General features: G+C 67.1%; 17 protein-coding genes. 9 read left to right on the top strand and 8 right to left on the bottom strand.

Going from position 1 to position 16596, the window contains the following annotated elements; all coding sequences use genetic code 11:
• Positions 1-17: 17 nt before the first annotated feature.
• The 4 genes from AB4879_RS04720 to AB4879_RS04705 all read left to right on the top strand — a co-directional run bounded on the left by AB4879_RS04720 (position 18) and on the right by AB4879_RS04705 (position 3631).
• Positions 18-1022, top strand: coding sequence for an ABC transporter substrate-binding protein (locus AB4879_RS04720; protein WP_370506662.1), 1005 nt, complete (start codon positions 18-20; stop codon positions 1020-1022).
• 10 nt (positions 1023-1032) lie between these two features.
• Positions 1033-2130, top strand: coding sequence for an LLM class flavin-dependent oxidoreductase (locus AB4879_RS04715; protein ID WP_370506661.1), 1098 nt, complete (start codon positions 1033-1035; stop codon positions 2128-2130).
• Positions 2131-2243: 113 nt separating this feature from the next.
• The gene (locus AB4879_RS04710) at positions 2244-2627 is read left to right on the top strand and encodes an ArsR/SmtB family transcription factor (protein WP_370506660.1); all 384 of its coding nucleotides are present in this window, start codon (positions 2244-2246) and stop codon (positions 2625-2627) included.
• Positions 2624-3631 carry a cation diffusion facilitator family transporter gene (locus AB4879_RS04705; protein WP_370506659.1) on the top strand — a complete coding sequence of 336 codons (1008 nt, stop codon included), beginning with the start codon at positions 2624-2626 and terminating at the stop codon, positions 3629-3631. The genes AB4879_RS04710 and AB4879_RS04705 overlap by 4 nt, the downstream gene beginning before the upstream one ends.
• On the opposite strand, the gene AB4879_RS04700 is transcribed toward AB4879_RS04705, so the two are convergent.
• Positions 3628-4323, bottom strand: a complete 696-nt coding sequence (locus AB4879_RS04700; RefSeq protein ID WP_102807607.1) for a hypothetical protein — start codon at positions 4321-4323, stop codon at positions 3628-3630. The genes AB4879_RS04705 and AB4879_RS04700 overlap by 4 nt on opposite strands.
• Before the next feature lie 76 nt (positions 4324-4399).
• Here AB4879_RS04700 and AB4879_RS04695 point away from each other — a divergent pair, with 76 nt between their 5' ends.
• Both AB4879_RS04695 and AB4879_RS04690 read left to right on the top strand, forming a co-directional pair.
• On the top strand, positions 4400-5920 hold the full coding sequence (locus tag AB4879_RS04695) for a carboxylesterase/lipase family protein (protein ID WP_370506658.1): 1521 nt from the start codon (positions 4400-4402) through the stop codon (positions 5918-5920).
• A gap of 83 nt (positions 5921-6003) precedes the next feature.
• Entirely contained in the window at positions 6004-7989 is a 1986-nt protein-coding gene (locus AB4879_RS04690; RefSeq protein WP_370506657.1) for a phosphotransferase, read from the top strand.
• Between the two features lie 31 nt (positions 7990-8020).
• Here AB4879_RS04690 and AB4879_RS04685 read toward each other — a convergent pair whose 3' ends face one another.
• Positions 8021-8908, bottom strand: coding sequence for a hypothetical protein (locus AB4879_RS04685; RefSeq protein ID WP_370506656.1), 888 nt, complete (start codon positions 8906-8908; stop codon positions 8021-8023).
• 35 nt (positions 8909-8943) lie between these two features.
• Between AB4879_RS04685 and AB4879_RS04680 the strand changes: the two genes are divergently transcribed.
• Positions 8944-9525 (top strand): DUF4333 domain-containing protein, encoded by a 582-nt coding sequence (locus tag AB4879_RS04680; protein ID WP_370506655.1) that lies wholly within the window; start codon positions 8944-8946, stop codon positions 9523-9525.
• A 9-nt stretch (positions 9526-9534) separates the two neighbouring features.
• Here AB4879_RS04680 and AB4879_RS04675 read toward each other — a convergent pair whose 3' ends face one another.
• Complete coding sequence (locus AB4879_RS04675) at positions 9535-10257, bottom strand: FadR/GntR family transcriptional regulator (protein ID WP_102807603.1); 723 nt, start codon at positions 10255-10257, stop codon at positions 9535-9537.
• A 124-nt stretch (positions 10258-10381) separates the two neighbouring features.
• On the opposite strand from AB4879_RS04675, the gene AB4879_RS04670 reads away from it, so the two are divergent.
• Positions 10382-10876 carry a gluconokinase gene (locus AB4879_RS04670; protein WP_370506654.1) on the top strand — a complete coding sequence of 165 codons (495 nt, stop codon included), beginning with the start codon at positions 10382-10384 and terminating at the stop codon, positions 10874-10876.
• A gap of 5 nt (positions 10877-10881) precedes the next feature.
• Entirely contained in the window at positions 10882-12318 is a 1437-nt protein-coding gene (locus tag AB4879_RS04665; RefSeq protein ID WP_370506653.1) for a GntP family permease, read from the top strand.
• 10 nt (positions 12319-12328) lie between these two features.
• Here the strand turns inward: AB4879_RS04665 and AB4879_RS04660 are convergent, their stop codons facing one another.
• The 5 genes from AB4879_RS04660 to AB4879_RS04640 form a co-directional block, all read right to left on the bottom strand.
• Positions 12329-12961: an RDD family protein gene (locus AB4879_RS04660; RefSeq protein WP_370506652.1), complete on the bottom strand. Its 633-nt coding sequence runs from the start codon at positions 12959-12961 to the stop codon at positions 12329-12331.
• A 91-nt stretch (positions 12962-13052) separates the two neighbouring features.
• On the bottom strand, positions 13053-13970 hold the full coding sequence (locus tag AB4879_RS04655; protein ID WP_370506651.1) for a DoxX family protein: 918 nt from the start codon (positions 13968-13970) through the stop codon (positions 13053-13055).
• Between the two features lie 43 nt (positions 13971-14013).
• Positions 14014-14514 (bottom strand): DUF6328 family protein, encoded by a 501-nt coding sequence (locus AB4879_RS04650; RefSeq protein WP_370506650.1) that lies wholly within the window; start codon positions 14512-14514, stop codon positions 14014-14016.
• Positions 14515-14559: 45 nt separating this feature from the next.
• Positions 14560-15810 carry a mechanosensitive ion channel family protein gene (locus tag AB4879_RS04645; protein ID WP_370506649.1) on the bottom strand — a complete coding sequence of 417 codons (1251 nt, stop codon included), beginning with the start codon at positions 15808-15810 and terminating at the stop codon, positions 14560-14562.
• Positions 15811-15945: 135 nt separating this feature from the next.
• Entirely contained in the window at positions 15946-16524 is a 579-nt protein-coding gene (locus AB4879_RS04640; protein ID WP_102807598.1) for a TetR family transcriptional regulator, read from the bottom strand.
• Positions 16525-16596 lie beyond the last annotated feature (72 nt).

Here is a 16596-nt window from a genome sequence, read left to right as displayed (position 1 = left end):
TCAGTGTATTTCGTCGCGTGTTCATCGCCCTGACCGTCATCGGGCTGCTCCTGACGGGCTGCGTGTCGCGCCAGCAGAACACGGGTGCATCCCAGGCCCCGGCGACGGTGCCGCTCAGTGAACTCTCGGACCTCACCCTGCAGGTGGGTGATCAGAAGGGCGGGACCGAGTCGCTGCTGCGCGCCGCCGGTGCGCTGGACAACCTGCCCTACCGGATCGCGTTCTCGACGTTCACGTCCGGACCACCGCAGATCGAGGCCGCGACCGCGGGCAAGATCGACTTCGCCATCACCGGCAACACCCCGCCGATCTTCGGTGCCGCATCCAACGCGAAAGTGAAGGTGGTCTCGGCTTACAACGGTGGTGGCGTCGGGGACCAGATCCTCGTCCGGGCGGACTCACCGATCCAGTCCGTGAGCGACCTCCGCGGTAAAAGCATCGCGGTGGGCAAGGGCAGCTCCGCGCACGGTCACCTGCTGGGTCAACTGGACAAGGCCGGGCTGACACCGGCCGATGTGAAGCTGGTGTTCCTGCAGCCCGCGGATGCGCTGTCGGCGTTCAAGGCGGGCCAGGCCGACGCATGGGCGATCTGGGACCCCTACACCGCGCAGGCCGAGCAACAGCTCAAGGTGCGGTCGATTGCGCAGGCCAAAGGAGTGACCAACGGCTATTGGTTCGGGGTGGCGGCCGACGCGGCGCTTGCCGATCCCAAGCGCAGTTCCGCCCTGGCCGATCTGCTGGTCAGGTTCGCCAAGGCTGCCAAATGGGCTCAGGATCACCCTCAGGAATGGGCCGAGAAGTACGCCGCGGCAGTCGGATTGGACCCCAAGGCCGCCCAGGTCGCGCAGAGCCGCAGCCTACGACTGCCGACAGCACTCAGCGATCAGGTGATCGCCTCGGAACAGAAGATCGCCGACCTGTTCGCCAAGTCGGGGCAGATCCAGTCTGCGCCCGACTTCTCGAAGTGGGTCGACCGTCGCTACGCCGGCGTGCTTGAGCCGGTTCTCATTGGTTCACAGTAGGAGGGTTTTCTTGTCTGCGAAGTTCTTGTGGTTCCTGCCCACCAACGGTGACAGCCGTTCGATCGTCGGGGCATCGCACGCGTCGTCGCACCACACGATTCCGGACGGCTACCGGGCACCCACCCGGCGCTATCTCGCCGAAGTGGCCAGGGCGGCCGACCGGCTCGGCTTCGAAGGGGTGCTGACGCCGACCGGAACCTGGTGCGAGGACGCGTGGTTGACGGCCTCAGCGCTGCTGGCCGAAACCGAGCGGCTGAAGTTCCTCGTGGCGTTCCGGCCCGGACTGGTGCCGCCCACCCTGGCTGCCCAGCAGGCGGCGACTCTGCAGCGGTTCTCCGATGGCCGCCTGCTACTCAACGTCGTCAGCGGCGGGGACGACCTCGAGCAGCAGCGGTTCGGCGATTGGCTCGACCACGACGAGCGGTATGCCCGCACCGGCGAATTCCTCCAGATCGTCAAGTCGGTGTGGGGCCAGGAGTCGTACGACTTCGACGGCGACTTCTACAAGATTCGCGACGGCCGAGTGTCCACACCGCCGCACCCGTTGCCGGAGTTCTACTTTGGTGGCTCGTCGGCGGCTGCTCTGCCTATCGCTGCCGAGCATGTCGATGTCTACCTCACGTGGGGCGAGCCGCCGCAGGCTGCGAAGGCCAAGATTGACGCGGTGCGCGAGTTGGCGGCGGCACGTGGTCGCAGCCTGCGCTTCGGGATCCGGCTGCACACGATCACCCGCGATACCTCGGCCGCGGCCTGGGCCGTCGCCGAAGAGCTCGTGAACGAGCTGACGCCGGACCAGATCGAGCGGGCCACCGCGCAGCACGCCAGCTCGGGGTCCGAGGGGCAACGCCGGATGACCGCGCTGCACGGTGGGCGCACGGACAAGCTGGAGATCTACCCGAATCTGTGGGCCGGAGTCGGTCTGGTCCGCGGCGGCGCGGGCACCGCTCTGGTCGGCAGCCACGAAGAGGTGGCCAACCTGATCTGGGAGTACCACACGGTCGGGTTCGACGAGTTCATCCTGTCGGGCTACCCGCATCTCGAAGAGGCGTACTGGTTCGCCGAGGGCGTGTTCCCGATCTTGCGCGCCAAGGGAGTTCTGGCCGCCTAGTCCGCGCTAGGCGGCGATTGCGCACGCCGAGCGTGCGGGTTGTCGGTGTCTTGGTGGGGTTTCTCCACCGACAACCCACACGCTGGGGTGCGTTGCTCCGCTATTATCTGCGTATGAATGCAGATAGGCAGCTTGCTGATGACCACGTGCTGCTCGTCATCGAGGTCTTCCGCATGCTGGCCGACGCCACCCGCGTGCAACTGCTCTGGTCGTTGATCGACGGCGAGCTCAGCGTCAACGATCTCGCCGAGCGCGTTCGCAAGCCGGCACCCTCGGTCTCCCAGCATCTGGCCAAACTGCGCATGGCCCGCCTGGTCCGCACCCGGCGAGAAGGCACGCAGGTGTTCTACCGCCTGGAGAACGACCACGTGCGCCAACTCGTCACCGATGCGGTGTACAACGCCGAGCACGCGGGACCGGGGGTGCCGTCGCACCACAACAGCGAATCCGCCGTCGTGCCCCTCGCACGCGACCGACGAACAGGGACCGGCCGATGACCTGCAGCGAAAAGCACGTTCCGGCAGCACATTCCGGGGTGCACGACCACGACCATGACCATGGCGGTCTGCGCGCGGCGATCACCGAGATTTTCGCCCCGCACTCACACGACTCGGCCGACAGCCTGGACAGCGCGCTCGAGTCCAGTGCGGCCGGTATCCGCGCGGTCAAGATCAGCCTCGTGGTGCTGGGTGTCACCGCGCTGGCTCAGATCGCCATCGTGATGGTGTCCGGGTCGATCGCACTGGCAGCCGACACCATCCACAACTTCTCCGACGCCTTGACCGCGGTACCGCTGTGGATCGCATTCGCGTTGAGCACCAAGGCCGCGACGCGGCGCTACACGTACGGCTTCGGCCGCGTCGAGGATCTCGCCGGGATGTTCGTCGTCGCGATGATCGCACTGTCCGCTGTCGTCGCCGGGTATGAGGCCATCGGACGTCTGATCCACCCGCGCCCGATCGAGCATCTCGGCTGGGTCGCGCTCGCCGGGCTGCTCGGGTTCATCGGCAACGAATGGGTCGCGCTCTACCGGATCCGGGTCGGGCGCCGCATCGGTTCCGCAGCTCTGGTGGCCGACGGATTGCACGCCCGCACAGACGGATTCACCTCGCTGGCGGTGGTGATCGGGGCCGGCGGCGTCGCCCTCGGCTTTCCGCTGGCGGATCCGATCATCGGTCTGGTGATCACTGTGGCCATCCTCGCGGTGTTACGCACCGCGGTCCGGGATGTGTTCCGCCGCTTGATGGATGGCGTTGATCCCGAACTTGTCGAGACGGCACAGGCCGCACTCGCCGCCCGGCCGGGAGTGCGTGCGGTGCGCAGTGTGCGGATGCGGTGGATCGGCCACCGGCTGCACGCCGATGCCGAGCTCGACGTCGATCCCGATCTCACTCTGGCGCAAGCACATCAGGTCGCCCACGCGGCGGAACACGACCTGACCCACGCCGTACCCAAGCTGGCGACCGCGATGATTCACGCCTATCCGGCGCACACGCACTAACAGACGTACTGCACGCCGATGCCCGCAGGCGGGGTGGCCTGGCGGGCGCATGCGAACGCGTCGACACCGTCGGCGGCAAGCCGGACTGCCGACTGCTGGGCGTAATTCACGCATACCAAGGCGCTGGCGTCGGTGCGGCACCGGTAATTCCCGAACGACAGTGACGCGTCATACGGCAGTTCGCGGCCCTGCCCCGCAGCGAATCGGCCCGGATCGCCGTGCGCCGAACCGACTTGGACCGTCGATCCGTCGAAGTCGACCCAGCCGCCCTTCCACTGGCCGTACACATCCGGTGGCCGCGGCGGCGGGCTGGTCAGCTCCACCAGGCAGGCCAGCCCCGGGGAGCCGTGTTTGGCATCCGTCATGCAGGTGGTACCGCCCGGTGTCGTGAACGCGACGTCGTCGCCGAGGTCGGCTGTCACACCGCCGCGAAGAGCGATGTGGTACTGCGCGGCGTCGATCGGGGGAGCCGCCTCGATCCAGCGGATCGCGTCGGCGATCGGCACACCGGCCGCGGGTGCCGGGACCGACGATGTGGCCGTGGTCGAGGTGGACGACGACGGCGCAGCCGACGACGTGGCCGTGCGCGACGGGGTGATCGGTGTCAGCTGAGTTTGGCCCGCTTGACCGCCTGTCGCGCCGGAACATCCCGCGACCAGCAGCGACGCGGTGAACAGCACGGCGATCCGCATCCCGACAGGCTAGCGGGCCGCAGCAGATCGGGTTGTCAGGCGCGTCGGGGAGCGCAATGTTCGATACCGTCGAGTGATGCACGAACACACCGTCCGCGCCACCACGGGCAGCGGCATCGTCGAGGGGTTCGTCCGCAACGGGGTCAACAGGTGGCGTTCGATTCCCTACGCCCGCCCGCCGGTGGGCGCGCTGCGATTCCGCGCGCCGCAGCCCCCGCAGCCGTGGCGCGGCGTCCGCTACTGCCACGGCTTCGCCAACTGTGCTCCTCAGCAGCGCCGCTACACGATGCTGGCCGTGGGCAAGTACCAGCCGATGGGCGAGGACTGCCTGACGCTCAACGTCGTCACCCCGCAGTGGACGGGCAGTGAGCCGGACCACGAACCGTTGCCGGTGATGTTCTTCATCCACGGCGGCGGATACCTGATGGGCAGCTCGGCCACCCCGCTCTACGACGGCGCCGCATTGGCCCGTCGTGGCTGCGTGTACGTCTCGGTGAACTATCGCCTCGGTGCGCTGGGCTGCGTGGACCTTTCGTCGCTGTCCACCCCGGACACCCCGATCGACAGCAATCTGTTTCTGCGCGACCTCGTGATGGCGCTGCGCTGGGTTCGCGAGAACATCGGGGCGTTCGGCGGCGACCCCGCCAACGTGACGATCTTCGGCGAGAGTGCCGGCGCGCATGCCGTCGCGACGCTGCTGGCCGTGCCGGAAGCCGAAGGCCTTTTCGCACAGGCCATTTCAGAAAGCCCCGCGTCGGGTTTGGTGAGCGGCCCGGAGACCGCCGCGACGATTGCCGGCAAGTTCGCCCGCCTGCTCGGGGCCGGCGGAGACGACGGCGCCGAAACCGTGATGCGGGCCCGCCCCCGAGACCTGGTCTCCGCGCTGGACACGCTGCTGGTCGAGAGCATGACCGATATGGATGGTGCCTTCTCGCTCGGCCCCACCTACGGCGACGACGTCCTTCCCGACGATCCGATCGCCGCCATGCGGCGCGGGGCGATCCACAAGGTGCCGCTGATCGTCGGCACCAACGCCGACGAAGGCAAGCTGTTCACCCGGTTCATGAAGCTGCTACCGACCACCGAGCCGGCCATCGAACGCTTGCTGGCGAGCGCGGAACCCGAAGCGCGCCAACGCATCACCGCGGCCTACCCGGGCTATCCACGGCCGGCGGCCTGCGTCCAGCTCGGGGGTGATTTCGCGTTCGGAACCGCTGCCTGGCAGATCGCCGAGGCGCACGGCCAGCACGCGCCGACGTATGTGTACCGCTACGACTACGCGCCGCGGACCCTGCACTGGTCGGGGCTCGGCGCCACTCATGCCACCGAGCTGCTGGCCGTCTTCGACATCTACCGGACCCGGTTCGGCGCCGCGCTGACCGCTGCCATGGACCGGCGCTCGGCGCTCAAGGTCAGCCGAGATCTACAGAACAGATGGCGACATTTCAGCCGCACCGGCGTGCCGGGCGAGGGCTGGCCGCGCTACACCGAGGCCGAACGACCGGTGCTGGTGTTCGACCGGCACACCCGCGTCGATTACGACCCCCATCCGCACCGGCGCGAGGCGTGGGCGGGGTTCTCCCTGGCCGGCCGCTAGCCTGACCAGGACCGATTTGACACCCGTCAAGAGATGGCGGGAAAACCTTTCGGGCTGCCAGGGATGTGTCCTAGGTTGGTCGCGTGCAGACCAACGACATCGTCATCGAGCGACCGAGTGACCTGACCGCCGAATGGCTGACCGCCACCGTCGGATGTCCAGTCACCGGGTTCACCGTCGACCGCATCGGTACCGGCCAGATGAGTGAGTGCTACCGGGTCGGATTGACGTATGCCGACAACGTCGAGGGACCTGCCTCGGTGGTACTCAAGGTCGCCGCGACCGATCCGACGAGCAGGCAGACCGGGATGGCGTTGGGACTCTACGAGCGCGAGGTCAGGTTTTATGCCGATGTCGCCCCGCGCCTCGGCGGTCCGGTGGCCGAGTGCTACTACAACTCGTACGACCCCGAGACGGGGATCTTCGCGCTGCTTCTCGACGACGCGGCGCCCGCCGAAGTCGGTAACGAAATCCGCGGTGCCACAATCGAAGACGCGGTGCTGGCGCTGACCGAGCTGGGTCGGCTGCACGCCCCGGTGATCGGAAACGAGAGCCTGGCCGACGCCGAATGGCTGACCCGGGCCGCGCCGCTGGACCAGGCCTTGATCGGTCAGCTCTGGGCTGGATTCGCCGACCGCTACGGCGATGCGATCACCGCCGAGCAGCGGCAGGTGTGTGAACGGCTGGCGGGTGGTTTCGACGCCTACCTGGCCGACGAGTCCTTGCCGGAGCGGATCAAGGGCCTGGTGCACGGTGACTACCGGCTCGACAACATGCTGTTCGGCCGTCCCGGATCCCGGCGCGACCTCACCGTCGTGGACTGGCAGACCGTCACCTGGGGCCCGGCCATGACCGACGTGGCGTACTTCATCGGATGTGCTGTCACCGTTGACGATCGGCGCGCCCACTACGACGAGCTGCTTCGCGCGTATCACCAAGGGCTGGGCCCTGATTCGGGTGTCACTCTCGACGACGTACGCGAGGGCGTCCGGCGGCAGAGCTTCGCCGGGGTGATGATGGCGGTGGTTTCGTCGATGCTTGTCGAGCGCACCGAGCGCGGCGACGAGATGTTCCTGACCATGCTGGACCGGCACACCAGCCATGTCCTCGACACCGGCGCGCTCGACATTCTGCCGCCGCCTGCACCCGCCGGCGCTCTGACGCCCGACCCGGCCGACGAAGGTGCCCATCAGCCCGGTGACGAGCCACTGTGGAACGAGAGCTGGTACTGGGACTTCGCCGACCCGGCTCAGGGCATCGGCGGCTGGCTGCGGCTCGGCCTGGTGCCCAACCACAACGTCGCGTGGATCAACGCGCTCGTGTGCGGCCCCGATATGCCGACGGTTGCGCTGGTGAACTTCGAGGCGCCGATGCCCGCCGACCCGCTCGTGGCCACGGCGGACGGCGCCGAACTGCGCCACGGTGCCATCACCCCGCTGCAGACCTACCGCGTCGAGGTCCGCGGTACCGCACTGGAATACGACGATCCGTCGGCGCTGCTGCGTGACGAGCCCGGCCGGCCCGTCGAGTTGGCCATGGACCTCACCTGGACCACGGTCGGGACTCCGTACGCGTATCGCATCACCACCCGCTACGAAATCCCCTGCACCGTGACCGGAACCGTCACCATCGACGGGCGGGTGCATCAGGTCGAGGCGGTCCCGGGACAGCGCGATCATTCTCACGGTGTTCGTGACTGGTGGAGCATGGACTGGGTCTGGAGCGCCCTGCACCTCGACGACGGCACCCACCTACACGGTGTCGACCTGCGCATCCCCGGCATGGACCCGATCAGCGTCGGCTACCTACAGCGCGCCGGCGAACCGGTCACCGAGACGACCACGGTGCGTGCCGAAGCGACGTTCTCCGACAACGGGTTACCGCTGACGACGACCATCGATTATTTGCCCGGTCCGGTCCAGACGACGGTCGATATCCGCGGTCACGCCCCGGTGCGGCTGGTGGCACCGGAGGGTCAGGTCAGCTTCTTCCCGCGGGCCTGGGTCACCGTCGACACCGCCGACGGGCGGACCGGGGCGGGCTGGGTGGAGTGGAACCGCAACCTCTGACCGGTTGGACCCGGGACCGCGCGGGTGAAACCTAGAGGCCTGCGCTGTCGTGGTCGAGTTCGTCGCGGCGCAGCGCCATCGGCGTCACGGCGGGTAGGTCACCGCCGGCGACGACCCTGCGGGTGATCGGCGTCAGCGCCCGGAACAGGCGCTCCACCGAGTCGTCGTCGAGAGCGGCCAGCGCAGGCAGCGAAAGGCTGTCGGTGCGCACTTCGATGTGTTCCTTCAGGGTTCGGCCGGCCTCGGTGAGACCGCCTGCGGCAGTGAGCAATCCGCGCTCCCGCAGCGAATGAACGCACCGGTCCCACTCGTCGTCGGAGTAGTCGCGGCTGCGTTTGATGAAGTCGGCAGGCACCGCCCCGGCGCCGACGTGGAATACGTTGGATTCGCGGCCGGTGATACCTTCGCTGACCAATACGGCGATGTGGCCGTCGCCGCGGTGCTCACGCAATAGCGTCGCGGCATGCCACAGGGATGCCAGCGGGGTGTCCGGCCAGGGCAGTGCCCGGTTCGCCGCGAACAGCGGCCGGCCGTCCAGCGGTGCGGTCTTCGCCGCCAGGCCCGCCAGTTCGGCGGCCTCGGCCACTCCCGGGGTGTCGTCACTGAGTCCGTAGCCCTGCAGCGCTGCGACCGCGGTGTCTTGCCGAACCCGGACCATCTCCTCGGGTGCGGCGACATCCCATATTGCCGGTATTGCCTTGGCCACCCTCTCGGCGGAGAAGTTGTAGAAGGCCGCGGTCACCAGCTCTACCGGCACCCGACCCAGCGGTGCCGAACGGCCGGCAAAGTAGCCGCGCCAGAATCCGACGAATCCCATGGCGTCGAACGCACTTCGCACTCCTGGCGCGAAGTAGGTGATGCCGTGCACGGGTTCGTAACGGTCGAAGAAGCGGCGCGCCAGTGCTGGGGTTCTGCTCATTGAAACAGTGAACCACTTGGTATCTTGCTCGCATCGTGCGGCCGCCCGCGCCGCCGGTCGGCTGGGAGGTGACCATGCGTGCCATCACGGGAATCGCGCGACTCGGCGCCGGGCTCACCGCGGCGGGTTTCGCCGCAGCCGCGCTGAGCGGATGCTCGTTCGAGGTCAGCACCGGTGGTCTTGCCGTGTCGAAGACAGACCTGGAGAACGACATCACCCAGCGGCTGCAGAAGGCGGGCGAGAAGCCACAAACCGTGACCTGTGCCGAGAATCTGCGGGGCGAGGTCGGCAAGACCACCCGCTGCGAGGTGCTGCTGAACGGCGCCGACAGCTTCGACCTCGTGGTCACCGCGACGAAGATCGACGGTGAGAAGATCAGCTACAGCATGGTCCCCGCCGCATCGAAGGAACAGCTGGACAAGCTGGTGGCCAAGACCGTCTCCCGATCCGCCGGGACGGCCGTGGACTCAGCCGACTGCGACGGCGGTCTGGACGGCAAACAGGGCGCGGAGGCGCACTGCGACGTGACGGCCGCGGGCCAAACGACGCGGCACACAGTGACCGTGACCAAGGTAGAAGGCCTGATGATGTACTTCCACGTGCAGCCGTCAGACTAGGCCCGCAACCTAATTCCCTTCCGGCACCGAAAGATCACTGGCCAGCGCTGCGGCGGCTTCATCGATGATGGCCCGCATGGCGCGCTCGGCGGCAGCCTCGTCGCGCATCCGTATCGCGCGTGCCACCTCGTCGTGGAGTTCGATCGCGGCGGGGTTCGGACGATCGGGCATCATGCCGTGATGAGTGCGTCCGCCGAGTACCTCCGCCACCACGTCGTTGAGCGCCCGGAACATCTCGTTGCCGCTTGCTTCCAACAATGTGCGGTGAAAGATCTTGTCCGCCAGCAGATATGATTCCAGGTCGCCGGAGCGGCCATGTACCACCATGTCGGATACGGCGGCGGCCATGATCCGGCACTGATGGGGGTCGGCGCGGCGCGCCGCCAATGCCGCCGCGGCGGGCTCGAAGCCGCGACGCAGCTCCGACAGCGACATCAGCTGCGCGGCACGGTCGCCGACATCCAGTCGCCAGCGAATGACTCTGGGGTCGAACACGTTCCATGCGCTCGACGGCTGGATGGTGATGCCGACCCGGCGGCGCGGGGCGACCATCCGCATGGACTCCAGCACCCGGATGGCCTCGCGTGCCACCGACCGGGAGACCCCGTGGTCGGCGCTGACGGCATCGAGGGTCAGTACATGCCCGGGCTGGTAGCGGCCGGAGACGATCGCTTCACCGAGCGCGGTCAGCACACTGCTGTGCAGCTCGCTGACGATTGGCTCGGACCTCACTCATACATGTTGTCATAGATGCCGCATGGCCAGCTAAAAACAGATTCATCACGATTTGGTATTGCAAAGATATGATCATTGATGAATGCTGTGTGACATGCCGAACAGCAGGGTAGACGCAGGCATGACCTCACCTACCGTCGTCATGGGAGTGTCCGGTTCGGGGAAATCAACGGTCGGCGCAGCGTTGGCGCAACGGTTGCGCGTGCCTTTCGCCGACGCCGACGACTTTCACCCGCCCGCCAATATCGCCAAAATGACTGCGGGCCATCCACTCGATGACGACGACCGCCACCCGTGGCTCGAGGCGATCGGGGTGTGGCTGGCCGAGCACCCCGGCGGCGGGGTGATGAGCTGCTCGGCGCTCAAGCGCGCGTACCGCGATCAGCTCCGCAGGCACTGCGCCGACGTGAAGTTCCTGCACTTGAACGGAACCGCGGAAGTCATCGCTCGCCGACAGGCAAGCAGGCCAGGACATTTCATGCCGGCTAGCCTGCTGGCCTCGCAATTCGACACGCTCGAACCCCTCGATGCCGATGAAGACGGCATCAGCATCGACGTCGATCAGAGCATCGATTCGATCGTCGACCGCTACGTATCCCACGCTGAAGGAAAGTGACGCCGATGAACCTGCACGCCACCCTCCTGGCCGAAGCGCCCAAACTGGCGACACCGGTCGCGCCCGGCTGGCAACTCATCCTGGCCTTCCTCGCTGGCATCGCGGTGATCGTCGTTCTGATCACCGTGTTGCACCTGCACCCGTTCCTGTCCTTGATCTTCGGTGCTCTGACCGTCGGAATCGTCGCCGGGGAAAATCTGGAAAAGGTGCTGAAGTCCTTCAGTGACGGCTTCGGTTCCACCGCCGCGGGTGTCGGCATCCTGATCGCCCTTGGCGCGATGTTCGCCAAACTTCTGGCCGACTCCGGTGGCGCGGACGAAATCGTCGACACCATTGTCGGGCGGGCATCGCCGCGCGCGCTGCCATGGGCGATGGCGTTGGTGGGTGCGATCATCGGTCTGCCGATGTTCTTCGAAATCGGCCTGGTCCTGCTGATGCCCGTCATCTACCTGGTCTCGCGGCGCTCCCAGCTGTCTCTGATCACCGTGGGAATCCCGGCACTGGCCGGCCTTTCGGCGATGCACGGCTTTGTGCCGCCGCACCCGGGACCGCTGACCGCGATCAGCCTGTTGAACGCGGACCTCGGTTTGACGCTGGCGCTCGGTGTGGCAGTGGCGATCCCGACGATCATCGTGGCAGGCCCGTTGTTCGGCAAGCTGGCCGGGCGCTGGGTTGTGGTGGAAGCGCCCGACACGTTCGGTTCGGGTGCGTCCGCGTTACGCGCTGCCGGCCCGGAGGCCGAGGTCATTCCCGACGAGAACCGCGGCAGTCGCAGGCCGTCGTTCGGCGTGACCATGTTCAGCGTGCTGCTCCCCGTCGTGCTGATGCTCGGCAAGGCACTCGTCGACATCTTCATCGACGACGAGAACCAATGGTTCCGAGTCGCTTTCGACGTTCTGGGCACCCCGCTGGTCGCGCTGTTGATCGCGGTGATCGTCGGTATCTTCACCCTCGGTGGTGGCGCGGGCATGAGCCGTTCCGAGGTGATGAAATGCGTGGAATCGGGTCTGCCCCCGGTGGCCGGCATCATCCTGATCGTCGCCGCGGGTGGCGGTTTCAAACAGGTCCTCGTCGACAGCGGCATCGGCACCCTCTTGGCCGATTGGGCCAAGACCGCCAACATCTCGGTGATCCTGCTGGCCTGGGTGCTGGCCGTGTTGATCCGGCTGGCGACGGGTTCTGCGACGGTCGCCACCATCACCGCCTCGGCGCTGGTGCTCCAGTTGGTGGAAGGCCTCGGCAACGGCGAGGTGTCGCTGGTCGTGCTGGCCGTGGGCGCTGGTTCGCTGTTCTTCTCCCACGTGAACGACGCCGGATTCTGGTTGGTCAACCAGTATTTCCGGATCACCGTGGGTCAGACGATCAAGACCTGGTCACTGATGGAGACGGTGCTGTCAGTGACCGGCCTGATCGTCGTCCTGCTGCTCGGTCTGGTGATCTGATCGCGGGCGGTCAGCCCTTGACTACCTGGGTTCCGCCGGCGAGTTCGTCGTGCTTGCCCTGCTTGGTCGGGCTGCCGTTGATCGTCACCGCGATCACGATGTAGGCGATGACGCCCAACAGACCGCCGATGTAGGGGATCACCGACAGCAGCGTGAACGAGTTACGGATCGCCGACTGCTGGGCGGTCGGCTTGGGTGCGCCCCCGGGGCCGTGCACGCTCAAGCCCAGGATCTTCTTGGCCGGAGTCCAGCCCTGCGTCACCTCGAAAACCACGAAGTACGCAAACGTCAGCACGCCCGAAAACAGCCCTGTCACAAGGATGTTGCTGGTGGCATCGAGCAGCAAGGCCAGCACGAAGGACACGATGCCGACAATGATGCCGTCGATCAGACGCGCGGCGAACCGAATGCCCAGCCCGCCCGGCTGGCCACCGGCAGGCATCGGCGGCGGAAAACCGCCGCCGTAACTCGGCTGCCCATAGAAATTCTGCGGGGGCGGGGGGTACCCACCGGGCTGCCCGGGCGGTGGCGGGGGATATCCCGAGGGCGGCGGCGGATAACTCCCCGGCTGACCCGTCGGAGGTGGCGGGGGATAACCCCCGGGCGGACCGTACGCGTTCGGATCGTTGTCACCGGTGGTCATTGATTGCTCCTCCCGCTGAAATAAGTCCGGCCCAATCTACCCTCCGGGCCGGACACAGCAGGGGCTACGCCCGCGGTGCGATCGACGAGCCTCAGCGCTTGGCCAGTTTCTTGGCTTCCTTCTTGGCTTTCTTGTTGGCCTTGCGTGCCCGGGCGCGTGTGGTGTCGACGAGTTCACCACTTTGATCCCTCGCCACGTCGACGAACTCGGCACCGCGCTTGCGGGCGACATCGGCCAGCTCCGCGCCGCGCTCACCGGCGATATCAGCGAAATCCGCGCCGCGCTTGCGGGCGACGTCGGCCAGCTCGGCGCTGCGCTCGCTCGCGATCTCGGCCAGTTCGGCGCCGCGCTCACGGGCGATCTCGGCGAACTCGGCGCTGCGCTTACGTGCCGTCTCCAACAGCGGAGTAGCGCGCTCACCGGCGGTCAACGCCAGCTCACGCCCACGCTCGGCGCCGACCTGTAGGCCGTGGCCCACCTTGGGGCCGACCCGATCCAGCAGATCGCTGTCCAGCAGGCTGTGGCTCGAGCCGGGCAGGCTGCCCGAGACAGCCTCGCTGACCTTGCGGGCCGCGCGGCGTCCACGCCAGCCCAGCGACGGCTTCCCGGCGGTGTCGGCCGAGGCGATGATCAAACCACCGAGCAGGCTCATATCGGTCAGGAAAGCGCGGCGCTTCTCGGCCTTGAGTTGTTGGTCGGGCTCATCCCAGAACATGTGCGCACCGAGGTTGGCAGGAATCACAGTGGCCGCCAACGCCGCTGAGGCCACCCGGGGCAGACGACCCGACGCGAGAAGCAGGCCGCCGCCGATCTGAACGGCGGCGGTGATCTTCGCCAGCGTCTCCGGATCGCTGGGCACATTGGCGCTGACCGGTTCGGGGAGCTTCTGCAAACCTTCGAGCGCCGGGCGGGCCGCTTCGGCGGCCGGCTTCGGGCTTTTGAGCGCTTCGAATCCCTGGCCGATGAACACCGCTGCCAACATTGGCCGGGCAACTCTGCGAATCAACATGGCGCCGGTGTTCCCAACCGGCTCGCCTGTCAAACCCGGAGGCTCAGCCGTCGAGGCGGCGCATCCACAGCGGGAACACCACCCAAGCCGCCAGCATCACCACGGCCGTCACGATCCCGGCGAGCACTCCGGCTCCTACGCCGAGCACCGTTCCGAACACCACGATGGCCACGCCGGTGAGCGCGGCGCCCAGCAGCAGGAGCCCGCAGAACGCGAAGCGGTGCGCGATCGCGACCAGGGGACGCAGCCGGTGCCTGCGGAACACCATTCGGTGCATGCCGACGGGTGCGACCAGCAGAACCGTTGCCGCCAGCGAGCAGATCACGGTGGCCAAATAAACAATGCGCAACTCGGTGCCTACTGTGGCGAACCGGTTCTGGAAGGGCAGTGTCAGCAGAAAACCGGTGAGCAACTGAACGCCGGTCTGCGTGACGCGAAGCTCCTGGAGCAGGTTGGACCAGTTGCGGTCCAGTCGTTCGGCCTCGGTCTCGGATCGGGCCGTGGCGTCCCATCGTTGGTCCGCTTCAGGATGGTCGACATCCATTTCGGGGAGATTCCCCACTGTCGGAGGCAGAAAACGTCTCTTGGCCTACGAGTCGTCGTTGTTCGTCGCGTGAACCAGATGAGTCGATTCGGCACGCTCGGCCAGCGCGTCCGGTCCGGGGCCCTCGAATGCGCGTCCACGCCGCTCGGCTTGCGGGCTGCCGGTGAACAACGTGGAGTCGACGCGGCCGCCGGGGCCCATCGGTTCGTGCGTCTGAAGGTTGTCGGACGTGCCGCGAAACTGCTCCACCCGCCAGCGCGGCAGAGCGCCCGGGTTGGTGCGCTGCAGCCATCGGACCATGCCTTCCCGCACCGCGCATCGCAAATCGAAGAGTGCACCGGCGTTGGCGGCACTGACCAGCATCCGGACCCGCAGATGACCACCGACCGCATCGGTCACTTGAAGGACGCCGACACGTCCGTCCCACAGGTCACTTGCCGACAGCAACCGATCCAGTTCGGCGCGCATGCCGTCCAGAGGGACGGTGAAGTCGACGTCGAGTTCGGCGGTCCCGAGCAATTCGGTGGCCTGTCGGGTCCAGTTCTGGAAGGGCGTCGTCGTGAAATAGGTGCAGGGCAGCACGAGCCGGCGCTCATCCCACAGGTGCACGACGACGTAGGTCAGCGTGATCTCCTCGATGCGCCCCCATTCCTCTTCGAGCACCACGACGTCACCGACTCGAATGGCATCGGAGAAGGCGATCTGGATGCCGGCGAATGCCGCTCCCAACGAGGTCTGCGCTGCCAGGCCGGCGACCACGGACAGCACGCCCGCAGAGGCGAACAGTGTTCGGCCGAGGTCGACGAACGACGGGAACGTCATCAGCGCGGCGGCGGTGCCGATCAGGACCACCACGGCAACGGCGATGCGCCGCAGCAGCGTGACCTGGGTCCGGATTTTGCGGCGGTGGCGATCAGCATCGGTCATCTGGGCGTCACCGCCACCGAAACGGGCGATGACCCGCTGTTCGGCGACCATGACCAGACTGCTGACCACCCATGTCACGGCGGCGATCAGCAGGATTACCAGGATTTGGTGGACCATCCCCCGCCACGGTGCGTCGGAGCCGGCCACCCGGTCGAACGCGGTCAGCGCCGCGATCATCACCAGGGTCGCCCGAGCCGGGCCGCGGGTCAGCCGTGCCACGTCCGCGAGCAGCTCGCTTCGTCGGCCGAGCCGCTGCAGTGCCCAGGAGAGCACCATCGCGGCCCCATACGCCACGACGACCGAGCCGCCCACCCAGACGGCGGAGATCGCGAGGTCGGTGGCGGAGGTCAATTCGGTGTGTTCGGACATCGGACGGCATCACTCCCGGGATCGAAGACTTCGTCGTCGGGCGGCGGCGCACCCGCGCCTCGAATGGTGTCGCGTACCCGTCAGGGCCGGATCAAAGGCCCGTCCAACGGTTTTGAGACCGCAGTCACAGCCGAATCAGGTCAGCAGCAGGCGCGCGGACGCCTCGAGCCGGCTGGCGATCTCGGTGTAGGACGCGTAGCCCATGCCGGCCCGCACCAGCGCGCCTGCGTAGAGCTGCTCGAGCGACTCGATGACATCCGCATCCGAATCGCATTGTGCCCCAAGGGCTGTGCTGAGCCGCTGGTGAATCTCACGGCCGATCCGGAACCGCAGATGCTCGACATCGGGATCCTTGCCGAGCAGAGCGGTGGTGACCGCGCCTGCCAATTCCGGCTCGTCGGCCACCAGAAGTGCGATATGCCGAAGCACGCCGACCACGCGATCGACCGGGTCGGGGGAGTCGTCCGGCGGTGCCGGAGTCGAGGCCAGGCGGCGCCAGAACACCTCGGCGACAAGATGCTCTTTCGACGAGAAGTACGTGTAGGCGGTGGCCGCGCCGACCCCGGCCTCGGCCGCGACCATCCGGATCGTCAGCCCGGAGAAACCTTCTCGGCTCAGCACCTCGACCGCGGCGCGACCCAAGCGGTCCACTGTAGCGGCCTGCTTTGCGGTCAACCGGCGTCGCGTTGATTCCCGAGCTACCGGATCAGACACATGTCCGGACGCTACTACAACTGACCTGCACCGACAAGGTGCGCGCTGGCCATGGACCATGCGTAAGGGCTA

Source organism: Mycobacterium sp. SA01, from assembly GCF_041287105.1.
GTDB lineage: Bacteria > Actinomycetota > Actinomycetes > Mycobacteriales > Mycobacteriaceae > Mycobacterium.
The sequence above is the reverse complement of the archived record's forward strand: the minus strand, read 5'-3'. Positions and strand labels throughout refer to the sequence as shown.